Source organism: Ornithinibacillus liuyingii (assembly GCF_055550225.1).
Genome location: NZ_JBPWOS010000001.1, coordinates 389,337 through 408,397 on the forward strand (window position 1 = coordinate 389,337; position 19,061 = coordinate 408,397).

Sequence of the window (19,061 nt, forward strand, 5' to 3'; positions counted from 1 at the left end):
AGATGGCTAGACAACAATCGCCACTAACTGGAAAACAAAAAGCAGCAATTCTCTTAATCTCTCTCGGACCAGATGTATCCGCTCAAGTGTATAAATATTTAACAGAGGAAGAGATTGAGAGACTAAGTCTTGAAATATCATCTGTGAAAAAAGTTGATACGAACATGAAAGAGGAAGTAATAGAACAATTTCACCAAATAGTACTGGCACAGGATTATATCTCGCAAGGCGGTATCGGATATGCCAAAACAGTGTTAGAAAAAGCCTTTGGTGAGCAAGAGGCGAGCAATATAATCAACCGATTAACCTCTTCATTACAAGTGAGGCCATTTGATTTTGCAAGAAAAGCGGATCCACAACAGGTATTAAATTTTATTCAAAATGAACATCCACAAACAATTGCATTAGTGTTATCTTATTTAGATCCGGAGCAAGCAGGACAAATACTATCTGCATTGCCACAGGAAATGCAAGCAGATATTGCAAGACGTATAGCGACAATGGATTCTACTTCTCCAGATATTATCAGTCAAGTCGAAGAAGTGTTAGAACGAAATATTTCTTCTTCTTTTACAGAGGATTATACACAAACTGGTGGTATCCAGTCTGTGGTGGAAGTATTAAATGGAGTAGATAGAAGCACAGAAAGAACCATTTTGGATGCGTTAGAAATTCAAGACCCTGAACTTGCTGATGAGATTAAGAAGCGTATGTTTGTATTCGAAGATATTGTTATCCTTGATAATCGTGCAATTCAGCGAGTTATCAGAGAAGTGGAAAACGAAGATTTACGCCTTGCACTGAAGGTTTCTAGTGATGAAGTAAAAGATATTGTCTTTAAAAATATGTCACAACGTATGGCAGAGACATTTAAAGAAGAAATGGAATTTATGGGTCCTGTTCGATTACGTGATGTAGAAGAGGCACAAACACGCATAGTAGCCATTATTAGAAGGCTAGAGGATATCGGTGAGATTGTTATAGCCCGTGGTGGAGGAGACGATATCATTGTCTAATACTCAACCAAGTTCCAAAAAAACGATTCAAATTATTCCAATTCAAAATAAGGTATCAGAACAAATAGTAATCAGTTCTGAAGAACAATTGCAATCCGAATTAGATCAGTTAAAAGCGGCCCAAGACCGATTAGAATTAATAAAAATACAACAAGAAGATTTAATTGCAAATACAGAGCAAGAAATTCAGTCGGCAAAAGAAGCTTGGCAACAGGAAAAACTGGAATTAATAGAGCAAGCAAGACAAGAAGGATTTCAGGCTGGCTTTGAACAAGGTAAGGTGGAGAGCCTTGAGCAATATCACCACCTTATTGAACAAGCCAATGGCATTATCGAAGCTTCCAAACTGGATTATCAGTCAACCGTTGAAAAAAGTGAAGAAACGATTCTAACACTTGCCGTACATGTCGCCAAAAAGATAATCAAGCAAGAAATAGACAAGGAACCGGATTTGTTTTTACCGATTGTAAAGGATGCTATTTCCACGATCAAAGATCAGCGTGAAGTAACCATCTATTTACATCCGGAGAATTATGAGTATATCCTATCTCAAAAAAATGAGTTGGAGAAAATATTAGAGTCAAAAGCGACCCTTTCTATTTACATAAACGAAGCATTAGAAGTTGGGAGCTGTGTGATAGAACATCCATTTGGGAAAATTGATGCAAGTATTCATACGCAATTAAGTAAAATTTACGAAGTTTTACACGAAGTACTATTGGAGCAAAAAGCATGAATATAGAAAATTACCTTAATAGGATTGAAGAAGCTGATGTATATAAGCGTTTCGGGAAGATTCACCGAGTAGTAGGAATTATGATAGAATCTGTGGGACCTGCAGCGAATATAGGAGAAGTATGTTATATTCATCCGGGTTTAAACAAAGGTAAAAAGCCAGTACTTGCAGAGGTTGTGGGATTTAATAATGAGAATATTATACTTATGCCTTACAACGAAGTTTCAGAGATTGGACCAGGGTGTTTAGTAGAGTCTACAGGAAAACCGCTTACTGTAAAAATAGGCAGAAGTTTAATAGGGAATGTCATTGATTCATTAGGGAAACCTTTAGATGGTTCAGAGCTGCCAAATGGTTTATCCAATTATTTAACGGAACAGGCACCACCAAACCCAATGTCTCGACCAACAATTAATGAACCAATTCAAGTTGGTGTAAAGGCCATTGATTCTATGCTAACTGTTGGTAGAGGTCAGCGAATAGGATTATTTGCTGGTAGTGGTGTTGGGAAAAGTACACTACTCGGTATGATTGCTAGAAATAGTAAAGCAGATATAAATGTAATTGCACTTATTGGGGAACGTGGGCGAGAGGTAAGAGAATTTATTGAAAAAGACCTTGGTCAAGAAGGGTTACATAAATCGATTGTAGTTGTTGCGACATCCGATCAGCCAGCTTTAATGCGTATTAAAGGAGCATATACTGCAACGGCGATAGCAGAGTATTTCCGCGAATTAGGTTATAACGTAAACCTCATGATGGACTCTGTAACCCGTGTAGCAATGGCTCAAAGAGAGGTTGGATTGGCAACAGGAGAACCGCCAACAACCAAAGGGTATACGCCATCGGTTTTCTCTATTTTACCAAAGCTATTAGAACGAGCTGGTACCGACAAAAATGGAGCAATAACTGCTTTTTATACCGTGCTAGTAGATGGTGATGATATGAATGAACCAATTGCTGATACAGTTCGTGGTATCTTAGATGGACACTTTGTAATGGATCGTAAGCTAGCAGAACAAGGGCAGTATCCCGCGATTAACATATTAAAATCCATTAGTAGGGTTATGAATCAAATTGTTTCCTCTGAACATCAAGAATTAGCACAAAGGGCGCGGGCGCTAGTTGCTAAGTATGAAGACAATAGAGATTTGATTCAGATTGGTGCCTATAAACGTGGTACGGATCATGAAATCGATCAAGCTATTCTATATTATCCAAAGATCATGACATTCTTAAAACAAGGTGTGTATGAAAAATTGTCGTTAGAAGAAACAATTGAAAACTTGAGAATGGTGCTTAATGGAGGTAATTGATCATGGCAGGGACCCAAGTCTTATCCAAAATATTGGATATACGAGAAAAGGAAAAGAAAGATGCCCAGCTTGCTTATCATAAGTCTGTTGATGCTTTCGAAGAGATAGGAACGAAACTATTAAAGCTACTACAAAAAAAAGAGGCAGCTGAAGCGGTTTATGAAGAATCATTAAGCTCTAATATGCATATTGATTTCATTCAGGATCAATTGGCTTACATTACTAGATTAGAAAAAAATATTCAAGCATTACAAGTTCAATTACAACGAGCAAGGCATAACATGGAGTCTAAGCAGGCGCTTCTATCTGAGGCACATATAGAAACGAAAAAATTTGAAAAGATTATTGAATTTCGTAATAACGAATCATTAACACAATTAAAACAAGCGGAAGAATCGTTTATGAATGAAATATCTATTCAACAATATCTTAGTCACAAAAATAGGTGATAGAAATGGCAGAGCAAAAAGTAGTTAAAGAAAAAGAAAAAATGAATCCTATCTTATGGTTCTTATTTGCCATCGTTATACCTGTTATTATCGCTATTACGCTAACAGCAATTGTATTATCGCTAGTTGGGGTAAATGTAATAGACTGGGCGAAAAATACAGGTAGTAATATCCCTGTAGTATCGTCCTTGATTCCAACAGATGATGAAGCTGCAGAGAAGAAGGAAGAAGAAAACTATCAGGCAACGATTGCTGCTAAAGATGAAAAAATTGAGCAATTGAACCAGGAAAAAACAGCTTTAGAAAGCTCAATAGAGCAATTAGAGCTTACCATTACTAAATTGCAGAGGGATTTGGAAGCTGCTAAACAGACAACAGAAGAGGATTCTAGTAAATCTATTAAGCAAATGTCGAGCTCTTTCAAAGAAATGAGTAGTGAACAAGCGGCAATCATACTAGAACAACTGGATCAGGAATCGGCTTTTACCATATTAAGTGAGATGTCTAATAAAGATCGTGGAGCTATTTTGGGAAATATGACGCCAGAGTCAGCAGCAGCTATTACGAAACTTTTTATTAATCAATAAGCGCACTTTTTTTGAAAGGAGGTGAAAGAAGTGAATGCGATTAACATGGTATCACAGACACTACGTAATGTATTGGAGACCTCAACTCCTAATGACAAACAGGCGAATACCTCTTCACTGTTTGCTAAGTTATTGCAACAAGGAAATATGATGAAGAATGGTTCATCTCTAGAGACAAAATCTTCCGGTAAAGAAATAATAACGTTAGAAGCATTACTAGAACAAATGAATATAGAAGATAATGAGTTAAGTGAAATAACAACAACTCAAGATCTTACTATATCAACGGGGACTGTGATGGAACCACTTGATTTGGAACAGCTACGTCTTCGACTTATTGGTCATCATCCTAATATTCTAATTCCAATGGAAGTGGAATCAGTTAATAGGGATCAACAAGTAAGCGATGAGATAGCGCGATTGGATGAGAGAGTGCTTGCTGTCGTACAACAAAAGTTAGTCGAAGTATTTACTAAATTTGAAAGCTTAGTTTCAGATGTTTCTACTGAGGAGGAGTTTAAAAGGATAGCTCCAAAATTATTAGATTTGCTAAAGCAATGGACTTCACTAGAAAAAGACTTAAGCAATCATGAAAAACAAGCGAAATCGTTAGAATTGACTGGCACAAAAGAAAACCAATTATGGAAAGAACTAGTTGTGGCATATCAAAACCGAGCTACGCTTTCCAATAAACTCCAATATCAAAACGATGCACAAGTCACGACAAAAGATGTTGTAAGATGGCTAGAAAATGCACTACATAATCAACAGGGAACAGAAAACGTGATGCCAAGTCAGAACACTAGCTTCTCGAGTCATACGTATGTACCTAAGCTAGAACAATATGTCATTTTCGTTAATCAAAACATGAGTGGACAAGTAGTAGAACAACAATTAATGGAGCAATTCCATCAGGTTTTAAAAACAAGTAAATTCTTATCCATGCCAAATGGAATGAATCAGCTTTCCATTTCCCTAAGACCTGAAAATCTTGGAGAAATGATGGTTCGTTTAACTGAAATTAATGGTGAAATGACAGTTAAGATTGTAGTAAGTACTCAAGCTGCTAAAGATATGCTGGAGTCCAACATTAGTCAGTTGAAGCATATGTTTTCCCCTCAACAAGTCGTGATTGAACGACAGGATGTAGGTGCTGGTCAAGGACAGGCACAAACAAAGCAGGGGGATGAACAATCCTTGCAAGGTCAAAATCAAGACCAATCAGATGATATGGATCACCAACAAGAAAGTAATCATAGTGGAGATGACTTTGAAGCAAGGTTAGATGAATTGATTCGAAATATGGAAGTGTAGGTGAATAGCATGCCAACAATAGATCCTTCTCTATATTTAAAAAATCAAACGACGACAAGAGAGGCTCCTGATAATAATCTTGGAAAAGATGATTTTTTAAAAATACTAATGGCACAATTACAAAATCAAGACCCAACAAATCCAATGGATGACCGGGAGTTTATTACACAACTTGCTCAATTTTCAGCTTTAGAACAAACAATGAATATGGCAACTGCTATTAATCAATTAGTTCAGAGTCAACAATTTAACCCTATTGTTCAGCATAGTCATTTAATCGGGAAAACAGTCTCTTACCGGAATTATGACCAAGAGGCAGACAAATGGCTACCACTTCAATCTAGTGAAGTTGTTGCAGTCGGTTTAGAAGAAGGTTATGCAGTTCTTCAATTAGCTAACGGGGACAAGGTGTTTGCAGATTTTATTTTAGGAATAAAAGAAACCGAACAGAACACCGATGAAGACTCAACTAATGAGCAAGTAGATAATGAAAAGGATAAGGTCGGGTCTGAATAAAGGAAGTGAAGATTATGGATCACCGAATTCATCAAATTCCTAGTCAACAGGCGTTACAATTTCCGATAACAGCTAAGAGTAAAACGAGTGATCAAGGGCTATCTTTCAAGTCGATTCTTAAAGAACAACAAGAGCTAAAAGTCAGCAAGCATGCTAGTGATAGATTGCAAGAAAGAAATATTCATTTAAATGATACACAATGGAAGATCATTAATGAAAAAGTTACCGAAGCAAGGGCAAAGGGTGTTACAGATTCACTCGTTGTGATGAATAATACTGCCCTATTAGTTAGTGCGAAAAACAACACAGTAGTGACAGCAATGAGTTTGGATGAAGCTTCTAATCGAATATTTACTAATATTAATGGAACCATTCTTATAAATGACTAGGCTGGACCCTTATGGGAAGCCAAAAGCTGTTGACTGATTGATACAGCTTAAATTTAACCGAAAAAGGGGAGTATGAAAATGCTACGTTCAATGTATGCTGGTATTTCTGGAATGAAAAATTTTCAAACAAAATTAGATGTTATTGGGAATAACATTGCCAATGTTAACACATCAGGCTTTAAGAAAGGTCGTGTTACCTTTCAGGATATGATGAGTCAGATGACATCTGGTGCACAAGGTCCAACTGCTACTCGAGGTGGGATTAACCCAGCACAAGTTGGTTTGGGGGCGCAATTAGGTTCTATCGATAATATTCATACCCAAGGTTTCCGTCAAACAACAAATAGGCCACTAGATTTTGCTTTAGAGGGAGATGGGATGTTTGTTTTACAAGATGGAGATACAACCTATTACACGAGAGCGGGTAATTTCTATCTTGATCAAGATGGTTATATTGTTAATCCACAAGGTTATTATCTTATGGGATTTGGAGAAGAGGGGGAAACGAGTCAAATTCAGATTCCTGAAAATGCACAAAGTTTTAGTGTGCAAAAAGATGGAACGATTAATTACGTTGATGAAGAGGGAATTCCTCAAGTTGCAGGTCAGATTGTACTTGCTAATTTCTCTAATCCGGCAGGGCTGGAAAAAGCAGGAAGCAATCTCTTTTTAAATAGCACAAACGCTGGATATACTGGTCTAGTTAGCCCCGAAACAGACGGTGCATCTATTGTAAGTGGTGCTTTAGAAATGTCTAACGTTGATCTTTCTGAAGAGTTCACGGAAATGATTACAGCTCAGCGTGGATTCCAAGCAAATACTAGAATTATTACAACATCGGATGAAATCCTACAAGAGCTCGTTAATTTAAAACGATAATAGGGAGGTAGGATGATGTCTTAGGGGGGAAATCCCCTCTACAGACATCTTCTTCCAATTTATGATAAAACTGAAACGACTAAATGGTGAATCTTTTACAGTTAATGCTTTTATGATTGAACAAATTCAATCCTACCCAGATACAACGATTACGTTAATCAATGGTAAAAAAGTAGTCGTAAAAGAGACAGAAGAAGATGTAACAGAACGTATAACAGCTTACTATAAGCGGATTGGTATTATACATTCACTAAGTGAGGTGAAAAATTCAATTGAGTAAACTTGTTAAAACGATGCTAATTTCATTAGTTATTATTATTTTAGTAGGTGTTGTTGGAGCAGTAATTGTCCTCAATGTACTAGAAAAGAAAGATAAAGATGGAGAACAAAGTATCGATGAGATTGTCGAATATTCTTATCAAACACCTGAAATTACAACTGACCTTAGTGATGGTAGCTTTGTTCGTATACAATTTCAAATCATAACAGATGGTAAGCATGCAAGAGAAGAACTCTCCAAACGTGAATTCCAAGTAAGAAACATACTGATTAAGGAATTAGCGAAAATGGATGAGCAAGAATTTAAAACTGGCCTTTCCGAGGTTGAGGATACGCTTAAACTGGAGCTAAATGAACTCATGACGGAAGGCACCATACAAGATGTTTATACAATCAATAAAATATTACAGTAGACTAAATACTCCTATATGGAGGTGAGTATCTTTGGCAGATGAAGTTCTTTCGCAAAATGAAATCGACGCACTATTATCAGCTTTAACAACAGGTGATATGGATGCAGAAGAACTAAAAAAAGAAGAAAGTGAAAAAAAGGTTCGTGTCTATGATTTCAAGCGAGCGCTACGATTTTCAAAAGACCAAATTCGTAGTATCGGAAGAATTCATGAAAATTACGCAAGGTTATTAACGACTTTATTTTCATCACAACTGAGGAGCTACGTGAATATTACCGTTGCATCAGTTGACCAAATTCCATATGAGGAATTTATCCGATCAATTCCCAAAGTCACGGTATTAAATCTTTATAATGTATCGCCATTGGATGGACGTATTATTATGGAGGTAAATCCGAACATTGCTTACGGGATGTTAGATAGATTACTAGGCGGTAGAGGAGATTCAATCAATAAAATTGATAATCTAACCGAAATAGAAACGATATTAATCTCTCAGTTATTTGAGAAGGCCACAGTTAGTTTAAAGGAAGCATGGGCATCCTTAATTGATATAGAGCCAGAACTAGAAGATATGGAGATTAATCCTCAGTTTTTACAGCTAGTATCACCCAATGAAACAGTAGTCGTTGTTTCTTTAAATACGGCTATTGGAGAAGTAAGTGGAATGATTAATATATGTATCCCGCATATTGTTTTAGAGCCTATTATTTCAAGGCTATCTGTTCAATATTGGATGCAAACCTCCACTAAAAAACGTGATCCAGAGGCTAGTGACAAACTGGCGAAGAATATTGAGAAGGTTCCAGTTGATGCGAAAGCAATTCTTGGTGAAACAACTATGAGTATTCAGCAATTTTTAGATTTAGCTTCACAAGATGTGATTGCGCTAAATCATCCAATAGATCAACCATTAATTTTAAAAATAAATGATGAACCTAAATTCCACGTACAGCCTGGTAAATACAAAAACAAATTATCTGTTCAGGTGTTGGAAGAAATAAAGGAAGGAGTTGAAGGAAATGAATGATGGAATGCTTTCCCAGGATGAAATTGATGCTCTATTAAATGTTGGTGCGGATGATGACTCCGAAGAGAAAACAAATGATGCATCTGAAAGCTCGATTGATATGAGTGATTATCTCTCATCTATAGAAATTGATACGCTGGGTGAAATTGGAAACATTTCATTTGGAAGCTCTGCTACTACGCTTTCAACCCTATTAAATCAAAAGGTAGAAATTACGACACCAAAAGTATCGATAATTCCTAAATCACAAGTAGAAGAGGCATTTCAATTTGAACATGTAAGTGTTCAAGTAAATTATGTAGAAGGTTTTACTGGAAAGAACGTACTAATTATTAAAAAAGAAGATGCTGCCATAATATCTGATATTATGCTTGGCGGAAATGGTTTAGGCCCATTTGGAGAGTTAAATGAGATTCATTTAAGCGCAGTACAAGAAGCGATGAATCAAATGATGGGGGCAGCAGCAACAAGTATGTCCACTGTTTTCGCTAAACGTGTTGATATTTCACCACCGTCCATATCGCAAGAAAAATTACAAGATGCAGCAGATGACAGTACAGCAGTTGTGTATGTAAAAGTTTCTTTCCAACTTCAAGTTGGTAGCTTAATAGATTCTAACATTATGCAGCTTATGCCAGTTCCTTTTGCGAAACAATTAGTTGATGAATTATTGAATAATAGTCAGGAAAGCCATTCGGAATCAGCTGTGGCAATAGAGGAGTCAGTAAATTATCAAGAAACAACACCAGTTCAAGCTAACAATGCGACTTTAACTAGAGAAGCGACACCGGAGCCACAATTAATCGGTAATTCAATGAATCAAAACCAGGCGAATATACAACAAGCTGAATTCTCAACTTTTGAACAGCAAAGCCAAATGGTAAGTCAGCCAAGGAACTTAGATATGTTACTTGATATCCCTTTAAAAGTAACAGTAGAGCTAGGAAGAACTAGGCGTACTGTAAAGGATATACTAGATTTAACCTCTGGTTCTATTATTGAACTAGACAAATTAGCTGGGGAACCAGTAGATATTTTAGTAAATGAAAAATTAATAGCTCAAGGGGAAGTAGTAGTCATTGATGAGAACTTTGGTGTTCGAGTGACGGATATCATAAGTCAATCTGATCGACTTATGAAGCTGAAATAATCATACTAGGAGGAATTTGACATGAGTAAACGCATTCTAATTGTAGATGATGCAGCTTTTATGCGAATGATGATCAAGGATATTTTATTAAAGAACGGTTTCGAAGTAGTTGGGGAAGCGCAAGATGGTCTTCAAGCAATTGAGCTTTTTAACGAACTGAATCCAGATTTAGTAACGATGGATATTACGATGCCAGAAATGGATGGTATTACGGCTTTGAAAAAAATTAAAGAACAAAGTCCAGCTGCCAAAATTATTATGTGCTCTGCTATGGGACAACAAGCGATGGTTATTGATGCAATCCAAGCTGGAGCAAAGGATTTTATTGTAAAACCATTCCAGGCTGATCGAGTAATTGAAGCAATCCAGAAAGCATTGGATTAAGAAACGGTGAGGAAATTGGGTATAAAAAGTGGTGCGGGGATTCTGCTTGGTTTATTACTATTCCTAATAGTATCCCCTTTAACTGTTTTTGCTGATGGTGATATGGTTATTGATCAATATGATGAAAATCAGGATCAGAATAAACAAGAATCAGAAGAAGAATCCCCCGTTAACTTAAGTCCTAACCAAAGTATTAGTTCTGATAATGGTTCATTAGTTTTTGATTTAGTTAAATTGGTTTTTGCTTTGTTTCTCATTCTTGCATTAATATATTTCGTTTTAAAGTTCTTAAATAGACGTAATAAGCTTTTCAATCAAGTGAAGGTTTTAGAAAATCTTGGTGGAATAGCAGTTGGTCCTAGCAAATCAATCCAAATTATCCGTGTTGGAAGTAAGGTATACCTTGTAGGTGTAGGGGAGAATGTTCAACTTCTAGAAGAGATAGAAGATGAGGGGATGAAAGAAGAAATTCTAAGTAGCTATAACCAGCAGTCTGATTTCAAACCAGAAAACTTGCTATCACTTCTTCAACGAAAAGACAAGCAAACAAATGAGAATTCGAATGATACCAACGCAAATTTTAAAAATCTATTCTCTAATGAGCTAGAGAAACTGAAGGAAAATAGAAAAAAATTAGTGAATAAGCATACCGAGAAGGAAGATATCCATGAATGAATTTATCGATATGTTTTCTGGTTCCGACCCTACAAATGTTTCGACATCGATACGGTTAATCCTACTGCTAACGGTATTTTCCTTAGCGCCGGGGATTTTAATCTTAATGACTAGCTTTACTAGAATTGTTATTGTTCTATCATTTGTTAGAACATCACTGGCTACACAGCAAATGCCACCGAACCAAGTGTTAATTGGATTAGCATTATTTTTAACATTTTTTATTATGGCACCTACTTTTAGCGAGGTTTATCAACAAGGGTTACAACCATTATTTAATGAAGAAATTACACTGGATGAAGCATATGACCGGGCTAGTGAGCCCATTAAGAACTTTATGGCTAAACATACAAGACAGAAAGATTTGGCACTCTTTTTGAGTTATGCCGAAATTGAAGCGCCGGAAACCATTCAAGATATTCCGCTTACCGCATTAGTACCAGCTTTTGCGATTAGTGAATTGAAAACAGCATTTCAAATGGGCTTTATGATTTTTATCCCATTTCTTATCATTGATATGGCGGTTGCCAGTATTCTTATGTCAATGGGGATGATGATGCTACCACCTGTGATGATTTCATTGCCATTTAAAATACTTTTATTCGTAATGGTTGATGGTTGGTATTTAATTACACACTCTTTATTGTCAGGGTTCTGACGTCTTTAAAATAGGGGAAAGGAGGGGTTATGGATTTGAGTAGTGAATTTGTATTATCTCTGGCAGAAAAAGGCATTTATACGGTACTTCTCATAACAGGTCCATTATTAATATTAGCACTTGCTGTTGGTTTACTAGTTAGTATATTCCAAGCAACTACACAAATTCAGGAACAGACCCTTGCTTTTATTCCTAAAATTGTAGCTGTTTTAGTTGGATTGTTATTTTTCGGTCCTTGGATGCTGTCCACCTTGGTAGAATTCACAGCAGATTTATTTCAAAATTTAAATCGGTTTGTAGGGTAAATAATGTTAGAGCTAATTAATATAAATAGTTTTCCAGTCTTTTTACTTATATTAGTCCGAGTATTAGGGTTCTTTGTTACAATGCCTTTATTTTCTTATCGAACCATTCCAGTACAATTTAGAATTGGTATTAGTGTATTTTTAGCATTTATCATTTTTTATACGGTTGATCCATCTGGAATTATATTCGATGAATTATATTTATTTTTGATTATAAAAGAGGCACTTGTTGGGGTTCTAATAGGACTAATTGGCTATATTATCATTTCAGCTGTTCAAGTTGCAGGTGGATTGATAGATTTTCAAATGGGGTTTGCTATTGCAAATGTTATGGATCCACAAACAGGTGCACAAAGCCCGATAACAGGACAATATTTCTATATTATCGCATTATTATTCTTATTATCGGTTGATGGTCACCATATTTTAATAGATGGGATTGTCAATAGCTATTCGTTTATCCCAATAGATGCATTTATTCCGTTTGAAAACGGGAGTATTGCAGAGTTTGTCATAAGGGCATTTAATAGTATGTTTCTTATAGCTTTCCAAATAGCGGTTCCTATTGTTGGCTGTCTATTCTTAGTAGATGTTGCCTTAGGAATTATTTCTAGAACGGTACCCCAACTGAATGTATTTGTAGTGGGGCTACCTTTAAAAATATTAGTAAGTTTTGTTGCGATCCTAGTTTTCTTAAGTCTCTATATCGTTTTAGTAAAAAATCTATTTCGTTATATGTTTGAAGTAATTCAAGGGTTAATGATGTTATTTGGAGGTGCTTAATATGCAATTACGATTGGATCTCCAATTTTTTGCTGGAGAAAAAACAGAAAAAGCAACTCCAAAAAAACGAAACGATGAGAGAAAGAAAGGGAGAGTAGCAAAAAGTCAAGATGTAAATACAGCCTTTTTACTACTATTTGTTTTAATCATGATGGCGGTATTTGGAAGTTTTATGAAGGATAATATGCTTGCCCTCTTCCAACACACATTTACCGAGTTTATTCATTGGGACCTTACCGAAAAAAACGTCTTTCAGCTGTTTAAAGAAATTATGTTGGAATTCGCTAAAATAGTGGGACCAGTAATGATTATAGCAGTGGTAGCTGGTGTTGGGTCTAATCTAATGCAAATTGGGTTTTTATTTACAACAGAGCCATTGAAATTTGATTTAAAGAAAATTGATCCTATTCAAGGTGCAAAACGTATTTTTTCATTACGTGCACTTGTGGAATTATTGAAATCATTTTTAAAAATAGTTGTTATAGGCTCTATCACATTCTTTGTTATTTGGCTATTTAAGGACGACATGCTCATGATTGCGTTTAAGAACGCAGAGAATGCACTTGCCTTTTTTGCAAGAACAACCTTAATCATGGGAATTGCAGCAACGATAGCTCTACTGTTCTTAGCGGTATTTGATTATACTTATCAAAAATATGACTTTGAGAAGAACATCCGAATGTCGAAACAAGACATTAAGGATGAATATAAAAATATCGAAGGGGACCCTTTGATAAAATCTAAGATAAAAGAAAAACAAAGACAGATATCGATGCGTCGTATGATGAGTGAAATTCCTAATGCCGATGTAGTAATTACAAATCCAACGCATTACGCAATTGCCATTAAATATGATGAAGAAAAAGCAAGTGCTCCTTATGTTGTAGCAAAGGGAGTAGATCATATTGCATTTAAAATTCGTGAGATTGCCAAAGCAAATAATGTGATCACTGTAGAAAATAGACCATTAGCAAGGTCGCTTTATGCCTCGGTAGAGATTGGTGAGGTAGTTCCAGAAGAATTTTATCAAGCGGTTGCTGAAGTATTAGCATATGTATACCGCATGGAGAAAAAAGTTTAAACCTTAAGGAGAGACTTCCATGAAAGCCCGTGATTTTTCCGTTTTAATCGCTGTAATAGTAGTCATTATCATGTTAGTCATTCCACTACCTGGATGGCTACTCAGTGTACTTATTTTAATTAATATTATTCTGGCACTAATCGTTCTATTAGTTTCCATGAACACGCAAGAGCCACTGCAGTTCTCGGTATTTCCAACCCTTTTACTGTTACTAACTTTGTTTAGATTAGCGTTGAATGTTTCTACAACACGTTCCATTCTAAATAATGCTGATGCTGGTGGTGTTGTGGATACGTTCGGTACGTTTGTTATTGGAAACAGTCCACTAGTTGGTTTTGTAGTGTTCGTCATTCTTGTCATTATTAACTTTTTGGTTATTACGAAAGGGTCAGAACGTGTATCAGAAGTTGCAGCTCGATTCTCACTGGATGCGATGCCAGGAAAACAAATGAGTATTGACGCAGATTTAAATGCGGGACTTATTTCAGAACAAGAAGCAAAAGATAGAAGGAAAAAGGTAGAAAATGAAGCGGATTTTCATGGTTCTATGGATGGTGCAAGTAAGTTCGTTAAAGGCGATGCCATTGCCGGTATCATTATAGTTCTCATCAATATTTTATTCGGTATTGCGATTGGAATGATGGATAAAGGTTACACGTTTCAAGAGGCTATTGATACGTATATGCGATTAACAGTAGGGGATGGATTAGTTAGTCAAATACCTGCCCTATTAATATCTACTGCTACAGGTATCGTGGTGACTCGTAGTTCTGCATCCGGTAATAATTTAGGTAGTGATGTTGCAGAGCAATTATTGCAATATCCTAAGTTATTACTAATAGCTGCAGGTACTATATTCTTATTAGGCCTTACTCCAATCAACTTTTTCTTAACAACGATTATAGCTCTTGTTCTGGCATTAGGCGCTTACCTGATGATGCGGAAGCAAAAAATACCAGTTGTGAAAGATGAGGAGGAAGAAGATCAAGCTGAAGGAACTGCGATGAAAACGCAAGAAAATGTCATTAATCTACTTAATATGGATCCAATTGAGTTTGAATTTGGCTATGCCCTTATACCCTTAGTTGATGCGAAACAGGGAGGGGACCTATTAGATAGAGTAATTATGATTCGTAGACAATTAGCAATTGAACTAGGAATTGTTATTCCAGTTGTACGGATACGAGATAATATTCAACTGAATCCGAATGAGTATCGATTGAAAATAAAAGGGAATGAAGTGGCTTCAGGCGAAATTTTACTCGATCATTATTTAGCTATGACACCTGATATAGATAATGATGTCATTGATGGTATTGAAACACAGGAACCTGCTTTCGGATTACCAGCTAAGTGGATTAGTGAAGAAAATAAGGATGAAGCGGAATTGTCTGGCTATACCGTGGTAGACCCTCCTTCTGTTGTTTCAACCCATATTACCGAAGTGATAAAACGTCAAGCACACACATTATTGGGTAGACAAGAAACAAAAGAATTAGTCGATCACTTAAAAGAAAGCTATCCAATACTAGTAGAAGAGACTACACCGGATCCGTTATCGATTGGAGATATACAAAAGGTTTTAGCAAAACTACTTAGAGAAAATGTATCGATACGAAATTTGCCTATCATCTTTGAAACATTAGCAGACTTTAGTAAGTTAACGAATGACCCTGAACTCCTAGGAGAATATGTTAGACAAGCATTATCTGCACAACTGACTAAGCAATATGCCAATCAAGATAATTCATTAAAGGTAATCACTGTCTCTGGTAGGGTTGAAAAAATAATTGCGGATAATATTCAAACGACAGAACATGGTAACTATTTAGCATTAGACCCTGATTCACAGCAGTCTATTATAAAAGCGATTAGTGAACAGGTAGAGAATTTAGCGCTTCAAGAAGAGAATCCAGTTATATTATGTTCACCAGCAATTCGAATGTATTTAAAGCAATTACTAGACCGATTTCTACCTCAAGTTGTCGTATTATCCTATAACGAGCTTGAACCTACTGTACAAGTTCAAAGTGTTGGAGTGGTGAATGTAGCATGAAAGTAAAAAAATATGTAGCACCAACAATGCCTGAGGCAATGAAGCAAATTCGGAAGGAACTAGGAGCCGATGCGGTTATTTTAAGCTCTAAGGAAATCCAAGAAGGTGGATTTTTAGGTCTCTTTAAGAAAAGTAAGATTGAGGTGGTTGCGGCACTGGATCATAATCCTATCGTCTCAAAGTCGCGAACAAGTGAGAAACTAGGAGTACGCCCTACTCGTCCATCTAAGCTGAAGAATTCAGTAGAGACAGAACTTATCTTGGAAATGAAGAACATGCGTCGTATGTTAGAGAACCAATCAAGTCAGCAAAATCCTTCATTATTCCCGTTAGAATATCAAGTAGTATATCAGCATTTACTTGATCAAGAAGTAAAAGAAGACTTAGCTACTCCGATTGTGATGAATGTGGTAGAACGCCATAGAGAAAATAAAGTATTGCCAGATTCTCTAACGATTATAAATGATGTAAAAAAGGAAATTGAGTCCCAACTTGACGGACTTTCCTTCAAAGGGATCTCTGAAAATGCGAAAATTGTTCACTTTGTTGGTCCAACAGGTGTAGGAAAAACGACAACCATAGCAAAAGTAGCTGCAAAAAGTATCCTTCAGGACAAAAGGAAGGTCGCTTTCATCACCATGGACACATACCGAATTGCAGCGATTGATCAATTGAAGACGTATGCCAAAATCTTAAATACACCTGTTGAAGTGGCTTATTCGGTAGAAGATTATAAGAATGCAATGGAGAAGTTAAAAAACTATGATTTGATTTTAGTTGATACTGCAGGAAGAAACTATCGTGATGAACAGTATGTGAAGGAATTGTCCGCAAACTTGAAGCAACAAGAAAACGTCATCCATTATTTAGTACTATCGTTAACGTCAAAACCGAAAGATATTTCTGATATTTATTACAACTTCCGCCACATCAATATGGAAGGACTAATTTTTACGAAAATAGATGAAACAAGACAATATGGAAGCTTACTCAACATTCCTCTAGGAGAAAATATCGGAATAGCTTATCTGACAAACGGCCAAGAAGTTCCAGATAATATTTTGAATCCAACAAAAGAAATCATTAGCGATTTATTAGTAGGTGATTTATTTGATTCATGATCAAGCAGAGGGTTTAAGAAGAAAACTAGAGGAAGCATCAAATAAACCAATACAAGCGAAGACGATTTCTTTTGTAAGTGGAAAGGGTGGCGTTGGCAAAACCAATATCTCTGTAAATTTCTCATTAGAGCTTTGTAAACAGGGGAAAAAGGTCCTATTAATCGATTTAGATATCGGGATGGGGAATGTAGAGATATTACTTGGTCTTCAAGCAAAGAGAACCATTGTAAATTTACTTCAGGACCAATTACCTATTTATGATATTATGGAACTAGGACCAAATGATCTAATGTTTATTGCAGGAGGAGCAGGGCTGACTGATATTTTTTCTGTGGATCAGGATAAGATGAACTACTTTCTAGCGCAATACAACAATGTTCTAGCATCATTTGATTATATTATATTTGATATGGGAGCGGGTGCCACTCAATCTAGTATTGATTTTGTTTTAGCATCAGATGAATGTATTGTCATTACGACGCCAGAACCAACTTCCATAACAGATGCATATAGCATGATTAAATATATTGCAAGTTACAATAGAACATTGCCAATACAATTAGTTCTAAACCGTTCAGATAATCTTAAGAAGGGCAAAACAACGGTAAATCGATTTCAGAAATTAATAGAGCAGTTTCTTGAAATAGATGTAAAAGTACTTGGCATATTACCCGAGGACAAAACAGTGACAGCTTCTGTTATTCAGCAGACTCCGTTTTCCATTAGCAATGACAAATCATCCATTGCTAAATCTATTAAGCAGCTAGTAGATAGCTATTTAAATAGAAAAGTAGAAACAAGTATAAAGGAATCTTCTACTTTTGTTGAAAGACTAAAGGGTCTATTAACTATAAAAGGAAGGTGAAGATAGTGACTCCCATTCGCGTAATCGTGATCGATGACTCGGCATTTATGAGGAAAATGATTACCGATATACTAGAAAGTGATAGTCGTATACACGTAATTGCAACAGCTAGGAATGGGGAAGACGGACTGAAGAAAATACAGGAGTTATCACCAGATGTCGTAACACTAGATGTTGAAATGCCAGTTATGGACGGCATCACTGCCCTGACACAAATCATGGATACAAATCCATTACCGGTAGTTATGCTATCTAGTTTAACAAAGGATGCAACAAATAGTACATTACAAGCGATTACGAGTGGTGCTGTAGATTTCATCACGAAGCCATCAGGTTCCATATCCTTAGATATCGCTACGATTAAGCAGGAAATTATTACAAAAGTAATTGCTGCCTCACAGGTTGATGTAACCAAAAAACGTGAGACTACAGAAACACCTAAACTAGTTGCTACGAAACAATTATATGCCAAGACACTAGTATTAATAGGTGCATCGACCGGTGGTCCACGGGCACTGCAGCGGTTAATAATGGACCTACCCAATGATTTTTCTAGTCCAGTACTTATCGTACAACATATGCCAGCTGGATTTACGAAGTCATTAGCTGAAAGATTAAATAATCTCTCTGCACTACATATTAAGGAAGCAACACATGGAGAAATAATAAAAGAAAGAACAGTTTATATAGCACCAGGCGATTACCATATGAAAATTAGAAGAGTAGGAACTTCCCATGCTATTGAACTAACAGGAGAAAAGGAGAGAGCAGGGCACCGCCCAGCGGTTGATGTGCTTTTTGAATCTGCTGCTGAAATAGCTCGTATGAATAAAGTAGCAGTAGTACTTACAGGAATGGGGAGTGATGGTTCATCAGGGATTGAAACATTAAAAATGCACGATCCTGATGCCATTGTATTAGCTGAATCAGAGGAATCAGCAATTATTTATGGAATGCCAAAAGCAGCAATTAAAACAAATGCTGTTAATTATATAGTTCACTTACATCAAATGGGAGAAATGATTTACAAGTTAACCAATAGATCTGGGGGGATGTAAA

The 19,061-nt window shown here is 36.3% G+C and carries 23 protein-coding genes; all 23 read left to right on the top strand.

Annotated elements, in window-relative coordinates; all coding sequences use genetic code 11:
* The first annotated feature begins 2 nt into the window (after nt 1-2).
* The 23 genes from fliG (at nt 3) to ACSKT4_RS02060 (ending at nt 19,060) form a co-directional block, all read left to right on the top strand.
* Complete coding sequence (gene fliG, locus ACSKT4_RS01950; RefSeq protein WP_186868670.1) at nt 3-1,016, top strand: flagellar motor switch protein FliG; 1,014 nt, start codon at nt 3-5, stop codon at nt 1,014-1,016.
* Nucleotides 1,009-1,752, top strand: a complete 744-nt coding sequence (fliH, locus tag ACSKT4_RS01955) for a flagellar assembly protein FliH (protein WP_186868671.1) — start codon at nt 1,009-1,011, stop codon at nt 1,750-1,752. The genes fliG and fliH overlap by 8 nt, the downstream gene beginning before the upstream one ends.
* Entirely contained in the window at nt 1,749-3,068 is a 1,320-nt protein-coding gene (fliI, locus tag ACSKT4_RS01960; protein ID WP_186868672.1) for a flagellar protein export ATPase FliI, read from the top strand. The genes fliH and fliI overlap by 4 nt, the downstream gene beginning before the upstream one ends.
* 2 nt (nt 3,069-3,070) lie before the next feature.
* Nucleotides 3,071-3,517 carry a flagellar export protein FliJ gene (gene fliJ, locus ACSKT4_RS01965; RefSeq protein WP_186868673.1) on the top strand — a complete coding sequence of 149 codons (447 nt, stop codon included), beginning with the start codon at nt 3,071-3,073 and terminating at the stop codon, nt 3,515-3,517.
* A 5-nt stretch (nt 3,518-3,522) separates the two neighbouring features.
* The gene (locus tag ACSKT4_RS01970; RefSeq protein ID WP_186868674.1) at nt 3,523-4,104 is read left to right on the top strand and encodes a MotE family protein; all 582 of its coding nucleotides are present in this window, start codon (nt 3,523-3,525) and stop codon (nt 4,102-4,104) included.
* Nucleotides 4,105-4,134: 30 nt separating this feature from the next.
* On the top strand, nt 4,135-5,418 hold the full coding sequence (locus ACSKT4_RS01975) for a flagellar hook-length control protein FliK (RefSeq protein WP_465822740.1): 1,284 nt from the start codon (nt 4,135-4,137) through the stop codon (nt 5,416-5,418).
* Between the two features lie 9 nt (nt 5,419-5,427).
* Nucleotides 5,428-5,934 (top strand): flagellar hook assembly protein FlgD, encoded by a 507-nt coding sequence (flgD, locus tag ACSKT4_RS01980; RefSeq protein WP_186868676.1) that lies wholly within the window; start codon nt 5,428-5,430, stop codon nt 5,932-5,934.
* Nucleotides 5,935-5,948: 14 nt separating this feature from the next.
* Nucleotides 5,949-6,323, top strand: a complete 375-nt coding sequence (locus ACSKT4_RS01985) for a TIGR02530 family flagellar biosynthesis protein (protein ID WP_186868677.1) — start codon at nt 5,949-5,951, stop codon at nt 6,321-6,323.
* Between the two features lie 78 nt (nt 6,324-6,401).
* On the top strand, nt 6,402-7,202 hold the full coding sequence (gene flgG, locus ACSKT4_RS01990; protein ID WP_186868678.1) for a flagellar basal body rod protein FlgG: 801 nt from the start codon (nt 6,402-6,404) through the stop codon (nt 7,200-7,202).
* A gap of 61 nt (nt 7,203-7,263) precedes the next feature.
* Nucleotides 7,264-7,482 carry a flagellar FlbD family protein gene (locus ACSKT4_RS01995; protein WP_186868679.1) on the top strand — a complete coding sequence of 73 codons (219 nt, stop codon included), beginning with the start codon at nt 7,264-7,266 and terminating at the stop codon, nt 7,480-7,482.
* On the top strand, nt 7,475-7,894 hold the full coding sequence (gene fliL / locus ACSKT4_RS02000) for a flagellar basal body-associated protein FliL (RefSeq protein WP_186868680.1): 420 nt from the start codon (nt 7,475-7,477) through the stop codon (nt 7,892-7,894). The genes ACSKT4_RS01995 and fliL overlap by 8 nt, the downstream gene beginning before the upstream one ends.
* A gap of 31 nt (nt 7,895-7,925) precedes the next feature.
* Entirely contained in the window at nt 7,926-8,924 is a 999-nt protein-coding gene (fliM, locus tag ACSKT4_RS02005; protein ID WP_186868681.1) for a flagellar motor switch protein FliM, read from the top strand.
* On the top strand, nt 8,917-10,074 hold the full coding sequence (gene fliY, locus ACSKT4_RS02010) for a flagellar motor switch phosphatase FliY (protein WP_465822743.1): 1,158 nt from the start codon (nt 8,917-8,919) through the stop codon (nt 10,072-10,074). Before fliM ends, fliY begins: the two co-directional genes overlap by 8 nt.
* A 21-nt stretch (nt 10,075-10,095) precedes the next feature.
* On the top strand, nt 10,096-10,458 hold the full coding sequence (locus ACSKT4_RS02015) for a response regulator (protein ID WP_186868683.1): 363 nt from the start codon (nt 10,096-10,098) through the stop codon (nt 10,456-10,458).
* A gap of 6 nt (nt 10,459-10,464) precedes the next feature.
* Nucleotides 10,465-11,133, top strand: a complete 669-nt coding sequence (locus ACSKT4_RS02020) for a flagellar biosynthetic protein FliO (protein WP_343221433.1) — start codon at nt 10,465-10,467, stop codon at nt 11,131-11,133.
* Nucleotides 11,126-11,791 carry a flagellar type III secretion system pore protein FliP gene (gene fliP / locus ACSKT4_RS02025; RefSeq protein WP_186868684.1) on the top strand — a complete coding sequence of 222 codons (666 nt, stop codon included), beginning with the start codon at nt 11,126-11,128 and terminating at the stop codon, nt 11,789-11,791. Before ACSKT4_RS02020 ends, fliP begins: the two co-directional genes overlap by 8 nt.
* Nucleotides 11,792-11,826: 35 nt before the next feature.
* A complete protein-coding gene (fliQ, locus tag ACSKT4_RS02030) occupies nt 11,827-12,096 on the top strand; it encodes a flagellar biosynthesis protein FliQ (protein ID WP_186868685.1) in 270 nt (89 codons plus the stop codon).
* Between the two features lie 3 nt (nt 12,097-12,099).
* The gene (fliR, locus tag ACSKT4_RS02035) at nt 12,100-12,879 is read left to right on the top strand and encodes a flagellar biosynthetic protein FliR (RefSeq protein ID WP_186868686.1); all 780 of its coding nucleotides are present in this window, start codon (nt 12,100-12,102) and stop codon (nt 12,877-12,879) included.
* A 1-nt stretch (nt 12,880) separates the two neighbouring features.
* The gene (gene flhB, locus ACSKT4_RS02040) at nt 12,881-13,960 is read left to right on the top strand and encodes a flagellar biosynthesis protein FlhB (protein ID WP_186868687.1); all 1,080 of its coding nucleotides are present in this window, start codon (nt 12,881-12,883) and stop codon (nt 13,958-13,960) included.
* 19 nt (nt 13,961-13,979) lie between these two features.
* Nucleotides 13,980-16,016, top strand: coding sequence for a flagellar biosynthesis protein FlhA (gene flhA / locus ACSKT4_RS02045; protein ID WP_186868688.1), 2,037 nt, complete (start codon nt 13,980-13,982; stop codon nt 16,014-16,016).
* A complete protein-coding gene (gene flhF, locus ACSKT4_RS02050) occupies nt 16,013-17,137 on the top strand; it encodes a flagellar biosynthesis protein FlhF (protein ID WP_186868689.1) in 1,125 nt (374 codons plus the stop codon). The genes flhA and flhF overlap by 4 nt, the downstream gene beginning before the upstream one ends.
* Nucleotides 17,118-18,002 (top strand): MinD/ParA family protein, encoded by an 885-nt coding sequence (locus tag ACSKT4_RS02055; RefSeq protein ID WP_366480699.1) that lies wholly within the window; start codon nt 17,118-17,120, stop codon nt 18,000-18,002. Before flhF ends, ACSKT4_RS02055 begins: the two co-directional genes overlap by 20 nt.
* 5 nt (nt 18,003-18,007) lie before the next feature.
* Complete coding sequence (locus tag ACSKT4_RS02060; RefSeq protein ID WP_186868825.1) at nt 18,008-19,060, top strand: protein-glutamate methylesterase/protein-glutamine glutaminase; 1,053 nt, start codon at nt 18,008-18,010, stop codon at nt 19,058-19,060.
* The last annotated feature ends 1 nt before the right edge of the window (nt 19,061 follow it).